This is a genomic window from Streptomyces sp. NPDC090106 (assembly GCF_044747265.1).
Taxonomy (GTDB): Bacteria; Actinomycetota; Actinomycetes; order Streptomycetales; family Streptomycetaceae; genus Streptomyces.
In genome coordinates this window covers 63,056-79,996 of the sequence record NZ_JBIVDS010000012.1, presented here as the reverse complement: position 1 = coordinate 79,996, position 16,941 = coordinate 63,056, and the positions used below count along the sequence as shown (strand labels likewise).

The window sequence follows — 16,941 nt, the reverse complement described above, 5'->3', positions numbered from 1 at the left end:
GCATGCGATCATCCACCCTTCCCGCGGCCAGCGCGTCGGTCGTCGAGGCGACCGTCCTGCCGCGGCTCATACGGATCGGCCCCAACCTGTGCGTGGCCGCGTTCACCCTGATGAAACTGCTCCCGGCCCGCTTCATGATCGACCGGGCCGAGCAGCGCGGTGAACTCGCCCCCGGCACCACGGTCCTGGAGACGTCCTCGGGCACCTTCGCCCTGGGCCTGGCGATGGTGTGCCGGCTGCGCGGCTACCCCCTGGTCATCGTCGGCGACCCCGCCATCGACCCGGCGCTGCGCCGCAGGCTCCACGAGCTGGGGGCGCGGGTCGAGATCTGCGCCGAACCCAGCCCCAACGGCGGCTTCCAGCAGGCCCGCCTCGACCGGCTGGAGGAGCTGCGGGCCGAGCACCCCGACCACTACGTGCCCGGCCAGTACCACAACCCCGACAACCCCAACGCCTACGCCGCCGTGGCCGAGCAGATCGCGGAGACCGTCGGTGCCGTGGACTGCCTGGTGGGCCCGGTCGGTTCGGGCGGCTCGACCGGCGGCACCGCGGCCTTCCTGCGGCTGCTCCAGCCGCAGATGCGCCTGATCGGTGTGGACACCTCGCCCAGCGCCATCTTCGGCCAGCTCGACGGGCCCCGGGTGGTGCGCGGCCTCGGCAACAGCCTGGTGCCGCCCAACGTCAGCCACGACGCCTACGACGAGGTGCACTGGGCGGGCCCCGCGGAGGTCTTCCGGGCCACCCGTGAACTGCACGCCCTGCACGCCCTGTACATGGGCCCGACCAGCGGCGCGTCCTTCCTGGTCGCCCGCTGGTACGCCGAACGCCACCCGGACGCGCAGGTCGTCGCGTTCCTTCCGGACGAGGGGCACCGCTACCAGGAGACGGTCTACCAGGACGAGTGGCTGGCGGGGCAGGGGCTGCTCGACGCCCCGGCCGCCCCCGAGCCCCGCACCGTCACCGACCCGCACGACGCCGTCGGAGGGTGGGCGCGCATGCACTGGCGCCGCCGCTCCCTCGGCGCCGCCACCGGCGAGGGCGCCGCCCGCTCCGCACCCCTGGAGGAGCTGTGACCGATCCCTTCCTGGTCCTGGTGGAGTCCAACACCTCCGGCACGGGACCCCTGTTCGCCCGGCGCGCCCGGGACCTCGGTGTCCGGCCGGTGCTGCTCGCCGAGGACCCGGCCCGGTACGGCTACGCCCGCGCCGAGGACATCGACGTCGTCGAGGCCGACACGTCGAGCGCCCGGTCGGTGCTCGACGCGATCGCCTCGCTCGACGCGGGTCCCCCGGCCGGAGTGACCACCAGTTCCGACTACTTCGTCCCCGTCGCCGCCGAGGCGGCGCGCGCCCTCGGCCTGCCGGGACCGGACCCGCGGGCCACGATCCAATGCCGGCACAAGGGCCGACAGCGGGCCGCGCTCGCCGCGCGGGGCGTGCCGGTGGCCGCCCAGAGCCTGGTGACCGACGCCGACGCGGCGCTCGACGCCGTACGGCGCACCGGACTGCCGGCGGTCCTCAAGCCCGCCGACGGCTCGGGCAGCACCGGGGTACGGCTGTGCCGCGGCCTCGCCGAGGCCGCGGGGCACGCCGCGCTGCTCCTGGCCCGCACGCACAACGAGCGCGGCATCCCGACCGTGCCCGGCCTGCTGGTCGAGGAGTACGTGGACGGGCCGGAGTTCTCCGTCGAGGTGTTCGGGCACACCGCCGTCACCGTCGTGGGCAAACACCTCGGCGCCGCCCCGTACTTCGTGGAGACCGGGCACGACGTCCCCGCCCCGGTGCCGGAGGCCACGGCACGGTCGCTGGCCGAGACGGCGGTGGCCGCGGTCGAGGCGCTCGGCCTCGGCCACGGCGCCGCCCACGTCGAACTGCGCCTGGCCGCCCGGGGTCCGGTGGTGATCGAGGTCAATCCCCGGCTCGCGGGCGGCATGATCCCCGAACTGGTGCGGGCCGCGCTCGGGATCGACCTCGTCGGCGCCCAGGTCGGCGCGGCCCTCGGGCACCGCCCCGACCTGACGGCCCGCTCCGCGCGCCATTCCAGTCTCCGCTTCCTCGTGGTCGAGGAGCCCTCGGTGCTGGGCGATCCGCCCGCCGCTGCCGCCGATCCGTCGCCCCACGTCACGACCGCGGTCCTCACCGGACGCAAGGGCGTGCCGCTCGCGCCGCGGCACGACCACCGCGACCGGGTCGGCCACGCCGTCGCCACCGCCCCCGACGCCCCGACCGCGGCACGAGCCGCGGACTCGGCCCTGACCCTGCTGCGCGCCTGCCTGCGCGCCCGAACCGCCCAGGAGGTCCCGGCATGACCGTCTCCGTCACCGGACGTCTGTCCTCCGCCGTGACACCGGCGGCGGCGGACATCCTCTTCGACCGGCACCTGCGCGCCCCCGCGGACCCGGTGGCCGCCGAACTGAGGCCCACCAGCGACGTGGACCGCGCCCACGTCGTCATGCTCACCGAACAGGGGATCATCGACCGGGCGACCGCCGCCCGGCTGCTCGCCGGCATCGAGGAGCTGCGCGCCGCCGACTTCGCCCCCCTGCGCCACCGGCCCGCGCCCCGGGGCCGCTACCTCGCCTACGAGGGCTACCTGGTGGACACCCTGGGCGAGGAGACCGGCGGCGTCCTGCACAGCGGCCGGTCCCGCAACGACCTCAACGCCACCGTCCTCAGGCTCCAGCTGCGGCGCCCCTACGACCGGCTCCTCACCGAGACCGACGCACTGGGCCGGGTCCTCGTCGACCGGGGCCGCCGCTGGGCCGGCACCGTCATGCCCGCCTACACCCACCACCAGCCCGCCGTCCCCATCACCTACGGCCACTACCTCGCCGGGGTCGCCGCCGCGCTCGTCCGGGACCTGGACCATCTGGAGCACGCGGGCCGCGAGGTGGGCGAGAACCCGCTCGGCGCGGGCGCCACCGGGGGGACCACCCTGCCCGTCGACCCGGCGCGCACCACCGAACTCCTCGGGTTCACGGCGCCGTTGACCAATTCCCTGCACGCCGTGGCCTCGCGGGACGTGGTGCTGCGGCTCCTCGCCGCCTGCACGGTGCTGGGCGTGCTCCTGACCCGGACCGCGCACGATCTCCAGTCCTGGACGAGCGCCGAGAACCCCCTGCTCCTGCTCCCCGACGACCTGGTCGGCAGCAGCTCGATGATGCCGCAGAAGCGCAACCCGTTCCTGCTGGAGAACGTCCAGGGCAAGGCGGCCGGCGCGCTCGGCGCGCTCACCGCGGCGACCGCCGCGATGTCGACGGCCCGCTACACCAACGCCATCGCGGTGGGCACCGAGGCGGTCGGTCATGTGTGGTCGGCCCTGGAGGCCACGACCGACGCCGTGGTGCTGCTGCGGCTCATGGTCGAGGGCGCCGAGCCCGACCCCGGCCTGATGCTGCGGCGCGCGACGGACGGGCACACGGCGGCCACCGCGCTCGCCGAGCGCCTGGTCGTGGCGGGCGTGCCGTTCCGCACGGCGCACCACCTGGTGGGCGAGATCAGCACCGTGGCCCTCGCCACCGGCCGCAGCTTCCAGGACACCGCCGCCGCGCACCTCGCCGACCGTCCCGGTGCCCTGCTCGACGGCCTGGACCCGGCGTCGATCGCCGCCGCCGCGGGCGCCGGCGGCGGTCCCGCGCCCGCGTCGGTGGCCGCCGCCCTGGACGACGCCGACGGCGAACTCGACCGGCTCGCCGCCTCCGCCGAGGCCCGCCGCACCCACTGGGCGGGCGCCGAACGCCGCCTCGCCGACGCCGTGTCCGCCCTGATCCGCCGACCGTGAGGGAGCCCCACCCATGAGCCACGTCGTTGAACTGCGCAGTGACACCTTCACCCTGCCCAGCCCCCGGATGCTCGACGCCGCCAGGTCGGCCCGCCTCGGCGACGACGTCTACGGCGAGGACCCGACCGTACGGGAGCTGGAGGAGCTGTCGACGAAGCTGCTGGGCAAGGCGGCCGGCGTGCTGATGCCCAGCGGCACGATGGCGAACCTCGCCGCGCTGCTCACCCACGGTCCGCGCGGCGGCAAAGCCGTCGTCGGCGCCGAGTCCGACATCTACGTCTACGAGGCGGGCGGCGCCTCGGTGTTCGGCGGACTCGTCTACGAGCCCGTCCCCGCGGCCCCGGACGGCACGCTGCCGCTGGACGCGGTGGCGGAGGCCTTCGAGGTCGACCGGGAAGACCCGCAGTTCGCGCTGCCCGCGGTGCTCTGCCTGGAGACGCCGAACAACCGCCTCGGCGGCATCCCCCTCGGCATTGGCTACCTCGCGGAGGCGGGCGCCCTGGCCCGCGCGCACGGTGTCGCCCTGCACCTGGACGGGGCACGGATCTTCAACGCGGCCCTCGCCCTCGGGGTGCCGGCCGCCGATGTCGCCGCCCCGGCGGACACCGTCCAGTTCTGCCTGTCCAAGGGGCTGTCGGCCCCGATCGGGTCGATGCTCGTCGGCGACGAGGAGTCCATCGCCGGCGCCCGCCGCTACCGCAAGATGCTCGGCGGCGGCATGCGGCAGGCGGGCATGATCGCGGCGTGCGGGATCGTCGCCCTCACCGAGATGACCGACCGCCTCGCCGACGACCACGCCCACGCCCGGCGCCTCGCCGACGGCCTCGCCGGGATCACCGGACTGCGCCTGGACGCCGAACCCCCGCGCACCAACATGGTGTTCTTCACCGTGGACGGCGACCTCACCGCCCACACCACCGGCTCCGTCATCGAGGGGGCGCGGGCCCACGGTGTGCACCTGGCGGAACTGGGACGGGGCCGTGTCCGCGCGGTCACCCACTCCGGGGTCACGGCCGCCGACGTCGACCGGGCCGTGACGGTCCTCGCGGACGTCATGGCCGCCGCGCCCGGGGCCGGGTGGTGAGCGAGCGGACCACCGCGCCAGCGCCCCCGCGCCCGCCCGCCCCGCTCGGCGCCCACCCCGCGTTCTGGCTGTTCTGGGCGGCGGAGTCGGTCAGCCAGTTCGGCACGTACGTCGGCAACGCGCTGCTGCCGCTGCTGGCGGCCACGACACTGGCGGCGACCCCGCTGGAGATGGGCCTGCTCAGCGCCGCGGAGACGACCGGCTACCTGCTGATCGGGCTCCCGGCGGGGGTGTGGGTGGCGCGGGCCCGGCAGCGGCTGCTGATGCGGCGCGCGAACACGGGCCGGGCGCTGCTGCTGTGCACGATCCCGGCGGCCTGGTGGGCGGGCCTGCTGACGGTCGGCCAGCTGATCGCCGTGGCCCTGCTGTGCGGTGTCCTCGCGGTCCTCTTCGACGTCGCCTACCAGTCCCATCTGCCCGCCCTGGTCGACCGGGACCGTCTGTTGGAGGGCAACGCCCGTCTCCAGTCCAGCCAGTCCCTCGCCCAGATCACCGGGCCCGGCGTGGGCGGCGCGTTCGCCCAGCTCGCCGGGCCCGCCCTGCCCGTCCTGGCCACGGCCGCCGGCTATCTGACGTCGACTCTGCTGCTGCGCCGGGTGCGGGAGCCGGACCCGGCGCACCCCGCCGAGGGCGCCGACCGGCGGCTGCTCGCGGAGATACGCGCCGGACTGCGGTTCCTGGTGCGCAGCCGCACGCTGTGGGCCATCACCTGCTGCACGGCGACGGCGAACTTCTTCGCCGGTGTGCTCAGCGCCGTGCAGGTCCTCTTCCTGACCGGGGTGCTCGGTCTGTCCGGGTCCGCCGTCGGGGCCGTGCTGAGCGTGCTGGGCCTGGGCGGGGTGCTGGGGGCGCTGTCGGCGTACCGCGTCGTGCGGCGCATCGGGCAGGCCCGGGCGGTGTGGCTGGTGCCGCTGGTCACCTTCCCGGCGCTGCTGCCGGTGCCGCTCGCGGGGCGCGGGGTGCTGCTCGCGCCGGCCCTGGCCGGGCTCCTCGTCACCGGGTACGGCGTCGTCGTGTACAACGTCGCCCAGGTCAGCTACCGGCAGGTGGTGTGCCCCGAGGGGATGCTGGCGCGGGTGAACGCCTCGGTGCGGTTCGTCGGGTTCGGCGCGATGACCGTGGGCGCGCTGGCCGGAGGGCTGCTCGGGGAGTCCGCGGCGGGCGTCCGGGGCACCCTGTGGATCGCGGCCGTGGGGACCTGTCTGGCCGCGCTCTGGGTGGTGTGCTCACCGCTGCGCGGGATGCGCGACTTCGCCGCTGCGGGGGTGGATGGGGCCGGTGGTGCCGCCGAGCGGGGCGCCTGACCGGCCGCGGGTGCGGGCGAGGATCTCGGCGACGATGGACACCGCCGTCTCCTGCGGGGTGGCGGCGCCGAGGTCGAGGCCGATCGGCGCGTTCAGCCGGGCGACGGCGTCCGGTCCGAGCCCTTCGGCACGCAGGAGTTCGAGGCGGCGCGCGTGGGTGCGGCGCGATCCCATGGCGCCGACGTAACCGAGCGGGCGCCGGAGCGCGTCGCGCAGCAGCGGGATGTCGAACCGGCTGTCGTGGGTGAGCACGCACACCGCGGTGCGCTCGTCGGTGGCGGTGGCGGCGAGGAAGCGGTGCGGCCAGTCGGTGACGACCTCGTGGGCGTGCGGGAAGCGTTCGGCGGTGGCGAAGACCGGACGGGCGTCGCACAAGGTGACGTGATAGCCGAGGAACCGGCCGGCCCGGGTGAGGGCGTCGGCGAACTCCACGGCCCCGAAGACGAGCATGCGCGGTGCGGGGCGGCGGGTGTGCACCAGGGCCTCGACGGCCGGGCAGTCGGCGCCCTCGGGGGTGCGCACGAGGCCGGTGACGCCGGTGCGGTGGACGCCCGCGGCGAGGGCGGCCAGGCGTCGCGGCACCGGCACCCCGGGCGCGGCGACCCCGTCGTCGGACAGCGGCAGGAGGCGGCCCGTCAGCGCCGGGTCGGCGCTCGCGGTGATCTGGAGCAGGCCCACGGTCCGGCCGGCGGCGGCCTCGGTGAGGGTGGTCGCCAGATGGGGCCGGTCGGCCGGGTGGACGCGCTGGACGTGGACGCGGATGCTGCCGCCGCACATCAGGCCGGCCGCCCAGGCGTCGGTGTCGGAGGAGTCGAAGCGCGCCTCCTCCGGGAACCCGTCCTCCTCCGTCTGCTGTCGGCACAGCTCGTGGACGGCCGCGTCCACGCACCCGCCGGAGACGCTCCCCGCGACCCGCCCGTCGGCGGCGACGGCCATGGACGTGCCCACCGGCAGCGGTGTGCTGCCGGTGGCGTCGATCACCGTGGCCACCGCGAGGGGGAGGTCGGCGCGGCACCAGGCGGCGAGGGCGTGGGCGATGTTCAGCACGGGAGGCTCTCCTCGTACGCGGTGCTCAGGGGTGTCGGGGCCGGTGGGCCGCGGCGGTCACGGCCGGGGGCGCAGCAGGGTCAACCGGGGTGCGGCGGCGGGGTCCTGGCACTGGAGCCGGGCCGTTCCGCCGACGGGGAGGGTGAGCATCGGGTCGGCGTGGCCGAGGGGGAGGCCCGCGGCCACGGGCAGGCCGTCCGGCAGGACCCGCAGCAGGGTCTCGTCGTACCCGGCGAACCCGGTGGACGTCGGCCGTGGGCCGCTGACGCGGCTCAGGACCACCCCGGCGGCCCGGTCGAGGACTCCGGCCAGGCGGAACTGTTCCAGGCGTGCCCAGAACTCGTCGGGGGCCATGCCGTCGGCCTCCAGGAACAGGACCGAACCGGGGGCGGGTTCGGGCCACAGGGGGGTGCCGAGGAGCAGGCCGAGGACGAGGAGGGAGCCGCCCCACAGGGGTCCCTGGGCCGTGCCGGTCCGCAGGACGCGCGGCGGCTGGGCGCCGCCGTGGCCGTGCCGGCGGCGGTCGTCCTCGCGGTCCCAGAAGAGGTTCTCGTCCGACCACTCGTCCGACCGCTCGCCCGCCGTCGCCACGGTCCGCTCGGTCCAGGGGTGCCGTGCGGCGAGCAGCTGGTCGAACTCGGTCTCGGTGGCTTCCCAGGGGCCGTCCGCCTCGCCCCATTCGGACACGGTCATGGGGCCGTGGAAGGCGACCAGTCCGGACCGGTGGGGCACCAGGTTGACCAGGGAGGTGAGGTCGCTGTAGCCGACGAGCGGTTTGCCCGCGCGGCCGATGCGGTCGAAGTCCAGGTACGGGAGGACGGGGGTGAGGGTCCAGCCGCCGACGGCCGCGATCACGCCGTCGGTCTCCTCCAGGAGCGTGTGGAGTTCCTCGGCGAGCGCGGCGGGCGGCAGGGTGCTCGGGCCCTCTGCGGACCGGCAGGAGTCGCCGACGACGACGGTGTGTCCGCGCCGGCGCAGCGCGTCCAGGCCCCGGGCGAAGCGGCGCGGGAAGACGACGGGGGCAGGTGAACTCGGCGCCCAGACGCCCAGCTTGGCGCCGTCGGGGAGCGGCTCGGGCCAGCGCGCCGCTGCCGGGTCTGCGGGCCCGGCCGGGTGAGTGCTCGCGTCGGCGGGCCCGGCCGGGTGGGTGCTCGTGTCGGTGGTCGTGGTCATGCGGTCGCTCCGATCTCCTGGTCGCGGTGGTCGGTTCCGGCGGCCCACTCCTCGTGGCCGCGCAGGGCCAGGTGGTCGAGGAGACCGTCGACGGTCAGGACGCGTTCGGGTTCCCCCGCGCCGCGCGCGCCGCGCAGACGGACCGTCCCGCTCTCGGCGCCGTCGCGGCCCACGACGACCCGCCAGGGCACGCCCACCGCGTCGGCGAAGCGCATCCTTCCGCCCATGGACGCACCGTGCCGGTCGTCGAGGACCACGCCGGCGTCGGCGTCGAGGAGGGTCCGGTAGACCCGCTCGGCCGCCTCGGTCGTGCCCGGGTCGCGGCCCTGGGCGGTCACCATGACGTCGAACGGGCGCACGACGGCGGGCAGGGCGATGCCCTCGGCGACGCGGTGCTGTTCCAGCAGGGCCAGCACGCAGCGCTGGATACCGATGCCGTAGGTGCCCATCACCGGGGTGCGCAGCTGGTTGTCCTCGTCGCGGAAGCGGACGTCGAAGGCGGGGGTGTGGGTGTAGCCGTAGCCCATGGCGACTCCGCCCTGGGGGAGGTCGTCCTCGGCGGTCCTGGGGCGGGCGGCGTCGCGGTGGTAGGGGATGGTGCGGCTGCGGGGACGGTCGCCGCGGGCGTAGGGGAAGATGAACTCGAAGCCGCCGGTGGCCTCGTCGCGGACGAGTTCGGCGCGCAGCCGCAGGCGGTCCAGGACCGCGCGGACGGTCCGCTGGGCGTGCTCGGCGCTGGCGAGGTAGGCGGCGTGGTCGGTGTCCAGGCTGGCGAACAGACAGCACTGGAACTGGCGGGAGTTGTAGATGCTCTGCGGCCGGTCGCGGAACCGGAAGATCTCCCGGAACTCGAACAGCCGCATGGGGAGCTGCCGGTGGGAGGCGAGGCCGGCCGAGCCGATCCAGCTGAGCAGGGGTTCCTCGCTGGTCGCGGCGAGGGTGTACTGCTCGAACGGGGCGCTGAAACCGATGAGTTCACCGCCGAACCGCTCCAGCCAGCCGGCCGGGGCGAGGGTCTCGACGCGGTGGACGGCGGGCCCGCGGAACTCGGCGTACCCGGCGCGTTCCATCTCCTTGCGGACGACCTGCCGGATGTGGGTGACCAGGCGCTGGCCGATCGGGGCGAACCAGGGGAATCCGGCGTCGGTGAAGCGGGCCAGGCCGAGGTGGTGGGCGAGGTCGGCCTCGGTGTCGCCGGGATCGGGCATCGGGGCGCCCAGCAGTTCGCTGTGCGGGATCCTGCTCAGTCTCATCGGTACTCCGGTACGGGCGAAGGGATCCGGTGGGCCGCCAGCAGGTCCAGGACGCGCCAGGGCGGCAGATGGCGCTCGGTGAGGCGGACGCCGAGGTGCGCGAGGGCGTCCTCGACGGCGCCGACGACGGCCGAGGGGGCGAGGACCGCGCCGCCCTCGCCCAGGCCGCGGAAGGGCACGTCGCCGGGCCGCCGGGACTCCAGGTGGACGATGTCGATCGCCGGGGCGGTGCAGGTGGTGGGGAGGAGGTACTCGGTGAGGTCGCGGGAGAGCTGGGCGCCGTCGGGGCCGTAGCCCGAGCGTTCGTGGAGCACGGTGCCGATGCCCTGCACGGCGCCGCCGCGCAGTTGTCCGTCCGCGACGGCCGGGTTGATGATGCGTCCGCTGTCCGCGACGACGAGGTAGCGGTCGACGGCGACGGTGCCCAGGTCGGGGTCGATCTCCACCCAGCAGCAGTGGGTGGCCTCCGCCCAGCCGGTCTCCTCGCTGTCGAAGACCTCACTCACGTCGAGCCGCGCCCGTTCCCCTTCCGCGGCGAGGCAGGCGGCGGCCAGCTCGGCGACGCCGCCCACCGTACGGCCCTCGCGCCGGTCGACGACCTGCCCGTGGACGACGTCCAGGTCCAGGGGCGGGTGCCCGGTGCGGCGCGCGACGGCGAGCAGGAGGTTGGCCCGCAGGGTGCGGGAGGCGCGCAGCACTCCCCCGCCGGCCAGCGCGGCGGCCCGGCTCGCGCCGGTCCCGGCCAGGCTGTACGGCACGAGGTCGGTGTCCCCGTGCACGACGTCGACCGCGTCCAGCGGCAGTCCCAGGGTGGTCGCGGCGATCTGCCCGAGCGTGGTGACGTGGCCCTGGCCGTGCGGGATCTGTCCGGTCCTGATCTGCGGGCGGCCGTCGGGGGCGAAGAGGACCCGGACGGGTTCGGGCCCCATGTGGGCGCCCATCGCCTCGTGCAGACTCCACGGTCCCGGCGCGGGTTCCAGCAGGGTCGCGACGCCCAGTCCGATGAGCCGGCCCCGCGCGCGGGCCGCCTTCTGCCGGGCGCGGAACTCCTCCACGTCGGCCTCCTGCCGGGCGCGGCGCAGCGTCGAGCCGAGGGCGGGAACGTCGGTGAGACGGGCGCCGGTGATCATGCGCGGGTCGGGTCCGTCGACCGGAGTGAGGTGCCGCAGCCGGTAGTCGGCGGGCTCCTCGCCCACCGCGCGGGCGACGAGGTCCATGGTGCGCTCGGCGGCGAACGTCGCCATCTCCCAGGGGCCGCGGTAGGCGACGTACGGGGTGCGGTTGGTCAGGGTGAGGCGGCCGGTGAACTCGTAGGCGGGCACGCGGTAGGCGTTCGGGACCAGACAGCCGACGATGGCGACGAAGACGGCGCTGGCGACCGGCGGCACGGGGTAGGCGCCCTGGTCGACGACCAGGTCGGCGCGCAGGGCGAGCAGTTCGCCGTCGGCGCCGAGGGCCGCTTCGACGTCGATCTCCTCGCCCCGGGCCTGTCCGGCGGCGGTGAGGTGTTCACGGCGGTCCTCGATCCAGCGGACGGGGCGGCCCAGGTGGCGGCTAGCCCAGCACACGGCGATGTCCTCGCGGAACACACCGCCCTTGATGCCGAAGGAGCCGCCCATGTTCGCGGGGACACGGACCCGGACCAGGTCGAGGTCCAGGCCGAGGACGTCGGAGAGGTACTGCCGGTGGGAGGTCGGCGACTGGGACGCCACGTCGTAGGTGAGCCGGCCGGTGCCGGGGTCGTAGGAGGCGAGTCCGCCGCGGGGTTCGAGGGGCGCGTTCTGCACCCGTTCCTGGCGCAGCCGGTGGCGCACCACGCGGGCGGCCCGCGCGAAGGCGCCCGCCACGTCGCCGTGGTGGCGGCGCTCGGTGTAGAGGACGTTTCCGTCCAGGTCGGGGAAGAGGGGCGGGTGCGCGCCGTCGGCGCCGGCCCGCGCGTCCAGGACGGGCGGCAGGTCGTCGTAGCCGACGCGGACGAGCGCGGCGGCGTTCTCGGCCTCCCCCTGGCCGGTGGCGACGACGAGGGCGACGGGGTCGCCCTCGAAGCGGACGCGGTCCTCGGCGAGCGGGGTGAACGCGGGGGCGGTGTAGCCCTCCAGGGGGCAGGCGATGGTGATCGGGGCGAGGCTGCCGCGCAGGTCGGCGGCGGTGAGGACGGCGACCGTCCCGGGTGCGGTGCGGGCCGCCTCGAGGTCGAGCCCGGTGATGCGGGCGTGCGGGCGGGTGCTGCGCACGAAGCGCGCGTGCAGGGTGCCCGGCCGGTCGAGGTCGGCGATGAAGCGGGCACGGCCGTCGAGCACGGTACGGTCCTCGGCGCGCAGGGCGCTGGTGCCGAGGGCGGGGTCGGTGGTCGCTACGCGGACGGAGGACACGCCACCGGCTGCGGAGGGCTCCGGGACTGTGGCGTCCGGCGGAGCGGGTGTCCACGTGCGGGCCGCGGTGAGGGTGGCGCGGACGATGCTCTCGTAGCCGGTGCAGCGGCACAGGTTGCCGGCGAGCCGGTCGCGGACCTGTTCCTCGGTGGGGTCGGGGAGTTCGGTGAGCAGGGCGTGGATCTCCATGAGGAATCCGGCGGCGCAGAAGCCGCACTGGAAGGCGTGCTCGGCCCACAGCACCTCGCGCAGGTGCCGCGTCAGCGGATCGCCCGGGTCCTCGGCGGTCCGTACGGGCAGCCCGTCCGCCTGGGCCGCGACGACGGTGCAGGCGCGGGCCGTTCGTCCGTCGAGGAGCACGGTGCAGGAGCCGCAGACGCCGTCCTCGCAGCCCAGCCGGACGGATTTCCGTCCGAGGCAGTCGCGCAGGTGGTCGGCGAGGGTCCCGCAGTGGTGTGCGTCGGCCGTGCCGGGTGTGCAGGTCATCGTGTCTCCCGCGTCGGTGCGGGCGCCGCGCCGTCGGTGGAGCGGCGTGCCCTGGTGATCGCCTCGCTCAGCACCCGCTCCGCCAGAACCCGTGCGACGTGCCGGCAGTAGGCGGCGGGGGGCCCTTGCCGCTCCAGCTGTCCCGGGCCCGTCGGAACGGTCTCCGCCGCGGCGGCGCCCGCGTCCCTGAGCCGGTGGGTGACGTCGACCGTCGTGGGCGGGGAGGCCCGTGTGCCGACGGTGACTTCGGCCCGCAGCACGGTGCCGTCCGGCGCGGTGTCGGCGATCGCGGCGACCGAGGCGACCGGCCGGCCGCCGACCGGATGGGAGACCTGGCCGAAGGCGTGACCGCCGCCCGTTGCGCGCAGGGGCAGTTCGACGGCGGTGAGGATCTCGTCGTGCCGCAGTCCCGGGCCGTCGAGGAGGGACCGGAGAGCGGTCGTACGGGTGCCGCCTGGGCCGCTGACGAGGAGGCGCGCGTCGAGGGCGTAGGCGGCGACGACGAGTTGGGCGGGGTGCGCCGCGTGCGCGAGCGTGCCGCCGAAGGTGCCGCGGTGCCGGACCGAGGCGTGGCCCGTACGGGCGGCGGCCTCGGCGACCAGGGGCGCGGCGGCGCCGACGCGGGTGTGGGTGGCGAGGGTGTGCTGACGGGTCATGGCGCCGATCCGGAGGAAGCCGCCGTGCTCGCCCACCCCGGTCAGCTCCCCCAGGTCGCGGAGGTCCACCAGCAGCCGGGGCGTACGGGCCCGGGACGCCAGCAGCGGGACGAGACTCTGACCGCCCGCGAGCGGCAGGGCCTGGCCCGGCGGGGCCTCGGCCAGCCGGGACACCGCCTCACCGAGACGCCGGGGCGCCACGTGGGCGAACGGGGGGAGCTTCACGGACGGACGCCCTCTCTGGGGACGGTGCCCGCACCGGAGCCGGGGGGTTCCGGTGCGGGGCGGGGGTCAGGGCCGCGGGTGGACCGGGCTGGAGTCGAACAGCTCCGGCTCGCCGAGCTCGTCCGCCTCGCAGCGCACCAGGAGCTCCGTGTAGCCCATCTGCGCGAGGTTGTCGCGGAAGAGCCGCATGTAGACGGCGTACTGCTCGGCCAGGACCTCCCGGGCCTCGGCGCTCAGCTCGTCGAGGTGGGGGCGGGCGAGGATGTCCTGGATGAAGGACTCGACGACCTCGTCGGAGATCCAGTCGAAGGTGTACTGCTCGCGGGAGAACGGGATGCGCCCGTCGCCGAGGAAGAAGTCCAGCCAGTAGGACTCCTCCAGGGGCTCGACGGTGACCTGGATGGCGGCGGTGACGTCGGCGAGGAGCTGCTCGGAGGGCTGCTTGACGTAGTACATCGGGATGGCGGCGATGAACCCGCCCGGCTTGACGACCCGGGAGTACTCGGCGAGCGCCTTGGCGCGGTCCGGGATGAGGGAGGTGACGTTGCCGCAGAAGACGAGGTCGAAGGTGTCGTCCGGGTAGCCGGTCGCGGTGGCGTCGTTGACCTCGAAGGTGATCAGGTGGGCGACGCCGAGGCTCTCGGCGCGGCGCCGGGCCTCGGCGATGCTGCGCTCGTTGATGTCGATGGCGGTGACGCGGCAGCCGACCAGGCGGGCCAGTTCGATGGCCGTGATGCCGGTGCTGGTGCCGATCTCCAGGACGTGGCTGTCCTTGTCGAGGTGGGCTCCGACGGCCAGGTGGGAGATGGTCTTCACACCGCCGGGCGGGCGGTTGGTCTCGCGCACGACGGAGATCAGCTCGTTGTAGTTCATCGCGCGGATCTGCTGGGCGGTCAGGTCGCCGAGGTTCATGAGGTGCTCCTTGTGAGAGAGGTGGGAGAGGTCCGGGGCCGGGAGACGGAACCGGACAGGGTCAGGGGGTGGCGGGGAGGCCGTTGGCGCGCTCCAGGAGCTGGAGGTCGCGGACGTCGGGGTGGCGCAGGACCCACATGAAGAACCGCTCCACGCCCATGCCGAAGCCGCTGGTGTGCAGGGGCTTCTCCTGCTTCATCCGCAGGTACCAGTCGTAGTCCTCGGCCGGGACGCCGTGCGCGGCGAGCGCGGCGAGGGCGTGGGCGGCGTCGGTGTGCCGTTCGCCGCAGCCGATGACCTCGCCGGGCCCGATGAGCAGGTCGGCGTTGAGGGCCTTGCGGCCGGTGGCGTCGGTGGCCTGGTAGAAGGGCACGGACAGGTGGTCGAAGTGGGTGAGCCACACGGCCGGACCGTGCAGTTCCATGAGCCGGCGCTCGCCCGCCCTGGTGATGGTGCGCCACTGGTCGTGGAACTCGAAGTACTCCGGGTCGCCGTCGAGGGCGGTCACGGCCTCGTCGAAGGTGATCCGGGCGGTCGGCTTGGCGAGGAGGTCGGTGAGGTGCTCGACACCGCCGGCGATCCGGGCGACGGGGCCCTCCAGTTCGCGCAGGACCGCTTCCGTGAGGTGGCGCAGATAGGCGTCGGCGACCGTGATCACGTCGTCGAGGCCGCCGGGGATCTCGGCCTCGCTGTGGAAGAACTGGCTGAGGTGGGTGGCGTCGGTCTCCTCGCCGCGGAAGCTCGGCATGAGGTAGTAGCAGCCCCGGTCGGCGATCCGGCAGCCGTACTCCAGGAGGAACTGCATGGAGTCGGCGAGGTAGGTGGGGACGCCGAAGAGGTCCACCTGGACGGGGAGCGAGTCGCTGCCCAGGCCCATCGGGGAGGAGATGGAGGAGGTGGTGACGGGGAGGTGGAGCGCCTTGACCTGCCGGGCCCGCCAGAACGCGGCGGTCTCGTAGTTCACCAGGTCCTGGAGGTCGACCAGGGAGGTGTACAGCGGGTCGTCCAGGATCCGCAGGAAACGCGGCAGGGCCTCGGTGAGGGGCCCCTGCGGCGGGCGTGAATCGACTTTCGACATACCGTGGACCTCCAGTTTTTCGCGCACGCCCGTCGGGGACGGGATCGGGGAAGGGGGCCGTCGGCCACCGGGCGGTCGGTCCTCGACAGTGCGGTCGGTCCTCGCTCCGGCGGCCTTTCGACTGATCGCAGCCTGGCACCCGGCGATTCCCGTTCCGTTGCCGTTCGTTCCGTGGCCGCCGCCGGGGGGCGGGAGCCGTGGGGAAAGGGATGGGTACGGCATGGGGGCGCGGCCCGCCCGGAGTGCCCGGGCGCGCCTGCGGACGGTTCCGGTCCGGCTCAGGCCAGGGCGCCGAGCCAGCTCTCCACGAGGGAACGGTCGAGGAGTTGCTTGCGGAAGACGCCGCTGCACCGGAGTTCCTCACCGGTGTCCGAGATCCACAGGCTCAGGTCGAACATGGCGTCGGTCAGCGTCGGCACGCTCAACTGGCCGCGCACGCCTTCGAGTTCCAGGCGCATGACGGGGTTTCCCGAGATGAACACGGACCGGCGTTCGTAGGCGAACTCCCCGTTCCCGGCCGTGCCGTTGCCCACGGCGTCGCGGATCACGTCGAAGGGGACACCTTGGTGGCGCAGCGTCCACAGCACGCTCTCGCGGACCGCCTCGGCCATGGCGGCCAGGTCCGGGGAGCGCGGTTCCGGCACCGTGACGGGCAGGACGCTGACGAAGTTGCCGAGCACGTCCCGGGCGGCGGGCACGAAGCGTCCGGGCAGCGGGGAGAAGAACGACATGCCCGGGCCCAGCACGCTGGGGCGCATCGCGTGCAGGAGCTTGGCCGTGGCCAGCATGAAGCTGGACACCGACAGTCCGGCGGCCTGCCGGACGTGCCGTTCGTAGGCGGCGCCGGTGAGGAGGGTGGCGGCCTGTTCGCCCTCCGGGGTGCACTCCGTCCAGGACAGGGGCCGGGCCAGCACCATGTCGGGGATGCCGTCGGGCAGTCGGCCGCGCCACGCGTCGCGGAGTTCGTCGCGGGCCGCGCCGGCCAGGGCGCGGCGTTCGGCGGCGGCGACCCGGGCGAGCGAGGCACGGGGCCGGACACGGTCCGCACCAGCCGTGCCGTCGTCCCGGTACGCGGCGGACAGGTCGTCGAGGAAGCGGGCGTAGGAGATCCCGTCGCAGACCGTGTGATCGGCGGTGACGACCAGGACGCAGCCCTCCCCGCCCGGGTGCCGTACCAGGGTGACCCGCAGCAGGCGTCCGTCGCGCAGGTCGAAGGGCCGGGACATCTCGGCGTCCGCGAGCCGGCGGGCCGTCTCCCGGGTGGACTCCCAGTCGGCGGCGGCCGGTTGGACGGCCTTCACGTGCGGACGCCAGGCCGTCTCCCGGTACTGGGGACCGTGGTCGGGGTCGACCCGGTAGCGGTGTCCGAACGCGGCGTTGAGCACCACGGCACGCGCCAGCGCCCGTTCGAGGCGCGGCACGTCGATCTCGACGCCGGGGAAGGCGAAGAGGAAGCAGGTCAGGTTCTCGGACGGCAGTGATCCGTCGTCACGGAGCTGGTGGCGCAGCCCGATGCTCATCCGGTGCGGGACCCCACGCCACAGGTGGGGCGGGGCTTCGGCGGGTCGGAC

13 protein-coding genes are annotated in these 16,941 nt (G+C 74.9%); 5 read left to right on the top strand and 8 right to left on the bottom strand.

Annotation, left to right across the window (positions count from 1 at the left end; genetic code table 11):
• Positions 1 to 2 precede the first annotated feature (2 nt).
• The 5 genes from ACIPSE_RS33470 to ACIPSE_RS33450 are packed head-to-tail and all read left to right on the top strand — an operon-like array spanning position 3 to position 6,168.
• Positions 3 to 1,073, top strand: coding sequence for a pyridoxal-phosphate dependent enzyme (locus tag ACIPSE_RS33470; protein WP_401670123.1), 1,071 nt, complete (start codon positions 3 to 5; stop codon positions 1,071 to 1,073).
• Entirely contained in the window at positions 1,070 to 2,308 is a 1,239-nt protein-coding gene (locus ACIPSE_RS33465; protein WP_401670120.1) for an ATP-grasp domain-containing protein, read from the top strand. Before ACIPSE_RS33470 ends, ACIPSE_RS33465 begins: the two co-directional genes overlap by 4 nt.
• Complete coding sequence (locus ACIPSE_RS33460; RefSeq protein ID WP_401670117.1) at positions 2,305 to 3,780, top strand: lyase family protein; 1,476 nt, start codon at positions 2,305 to 2,307, stop codon at positions 3,778 to 3,780. Before ACIPSE_RS33465 ends, ACIPSE_RS33460 begins: the two co-directional genes overlap by 4 nt.
• A gap of 13 nt (positions 3,781 to 3,793) precedes the next feature.
• Positions 3,794 to 4,864 carry a GntG family PLP-dependent aldolase gene (locus ACIPSE_RS33455; RefSeq protein ID WP_401670115.1) on the top strand — a complete coding sequence of 357 codons (1,071 nt, stop codon included), beginning with the start codon at positions 3,794 to 3,796 and terminating at the stop codon, positions 4,862 to 4,864.
• Positions 4,861 to 6,168: an MFS transporter gene (locus ACIPSE_RS33450; RefSeq protein WP_401670112.1), complete on the top strand. Its 1,308-nt coding sequence runs from the start codon at positions 4,861 to 4,863 to the stop codon at positions 6,166 to 6,168. The genes ACIPSE_RS33455 and ACIPSE_RS33450 overlap by 4 nt, the downstream gene beginning before the upstream one ends.
• Here the strand turns inward: ACIPSE_RS33450 and ACIPSE_RS33445 are convergent.
• The 8 genes from ACIPSE_RS33445 to ACIPSE_RS33410 form a co-directional block, all read right to left on the bottom strand.
• Positions 6,091 to 7,215: an XdhC family protein gene (locus tag ACIPSE_RS33445; protein WP_401670110.1), complete on the bottom strand. Its 1,125-nt coding sequence runs from the start codon at positions 7,213 to 7,215 to the stop codon at positions 6,091 to 6,093. The two genes, ACIPSE_RS33450 and ACIPSE_RS33445, sit on opposite strands and share 78 nt — an antisense overlap.
• A gap of 57 nt (positions 7,216 to 7,272) precedes the next feature.
• Positions 7,273 to 8,388, bottom strand: coding sequence for an LD-carboxypeptidase (locus tag ACIPSE_RS33440; RefSeq protein WP_401670108.1), 1,116 nt, complete (start codon positions 8,386 to 8,388; stop codon positions 7,273 to 7,275).
• Positions 8,385 to 9,641 carry a His/Gly/Thr/Pro-type tRNA ligase C-terminal domain-containing protein gene (locus ACIPSE_RS33435; RefSeq protein ID WP_401670106.1) on the bottom strand — a complete coding sequence of 419 codons (1,257 nt, stop codon included), beginning with the start codon at positions 9,639 to 9,641 and terminating at the stop codon, positions 8,385 to 8,387. Before ACIPSE_RS33435 ends, ACIPSE_RS33440 begins: the two co-directional genes overlap by 4 nt.
• A complete protein-coding gene (locus ACIPSE_RS33430; protein WP_401670104.1) occupies positions 9,638 to 12,499 on the bottom strand; it encodes a molybdopterin-dependent oxidoreductase in 2,862 nt (953 codons plus the stop codon). The genes ACIPSE_RS33435 and ACIPSE_RS33430 overlap by 4 nt, the downstream gene beginning before the upstream one ends.
• Entirely contained in the window at positions 12,496 to 13,380 is an 885-nt protein-coding gene (locus ACIPSE_RS33425; protein ID WP_401670102.1) for an FAD binding domain-containing protein, read from the bottom strand. Before ACIPSE_RS33425 ends, ACIPSE_RS33430 begins: the two co-directional genes overlap by 4 nt.
• A 66-nt stretch (positions 13,381 to 13,446) precedes the next feature.
• A complete protein-coding gene (locus ACIPSE_RS33420; protein ID WP_401670099.1) occupies positions 13,447 to 14,292 on the bottom strand; it encodes a methyltransferase domain-containing protein in 846 nt (281 codons plus the stop codon).
• A 61-nt stretch (positions 14,293 to 14,353) separates the two neighbouring features.
• Complete coding sequence (locus tag ACIPSE_RS33415) at positions 14,354 to 15,370, bottom strand: amino acid--tRNA ligase-related protein (protein ID WP_401670096.1); 1,017 nt, start codon at positions 15,368 to 15,370, stop codon at positions 14,354 to 14,356.
• 278 nt (positions 15,371 to 15,648) lie between these two features.
• Complete coding sequence (locus ACIPSE_RS33410) at positions 15,649 to 16,890, bottom strand: condensation domain-containing protein (RefSeq protein ID WP_401670094.1); 1,242 nt, start codon at positions 16,888 to 16,890, stop codon at positions 15,649 to 15,651.
• Between the last annotated feature and the right edge of the window lie 51 nt (positions 16,891 to 16,941).

Coding starts and splice junctions, on each gene's coding strand:
- ACIPSE_RS33470 (WP_401670123.1), top strand. CDS start 3: ATGCGATCATCCACCCTTCCCGCGGCCAGCGCGTCGGTCGTCGAGGCG.
- ACIPSE_RS33460 (WP_401670117.1), top strand. CDS start 2,305: ATGACCGTCTCCGTCACCGGACGTCTGTCCTCCGCCGTGACACCGGCG.
- ACIPSE_RS33455 (WP_401670115.1), top strand. CDS start 3,794: ATGAGCCACGTCGTTGAACTGCGCAGTGACACCTTCACCCTGCCCAGC.
- ACIPSE_RS33440 (WP_401670108.1), bottom strand. CDS start 8,388: ATGACCACGACCACCGACACGAGCACCCACCCGGCCGGGCCCGCCGAC.
- ACIPSE_RS33435 (WP_401670106.1), bottom strand. CDS start 9,641: ATGAGACTGAGCAGGATCCCGCACAGCGAACTGCTGGGCGCCCCGATG.
- ACIPSE_RS33430 (WP_401670104.1), bottom strand. CDS start 12,499: ATGACCTGCACACCCGGCACGGCCGACGCACACCACTGCGGGACCCTC.
- ACIPSE_RS33420 (WP_401670099.1), bottom strand. CDS start 14,292: ATGAACCTCGGCGACCTGACCGCCCAGCAGATCCGCGCGATGAACTAC.
- ACIPSE_RS33415 (WP_401670096.1), bottom strand. CDS start 15,370: ATGTCGAAAGTCGATTCACGCCCGCCGCAGGGGCCCCTCACCGAGGCC.
- ACIPSE_RS33410 (WP_401670094.1), bottom strand. CDS start 16,890: ATGAGCATCGGGCTGCGCCACCAGCTCCGTGACGACGGATCACTGCCG.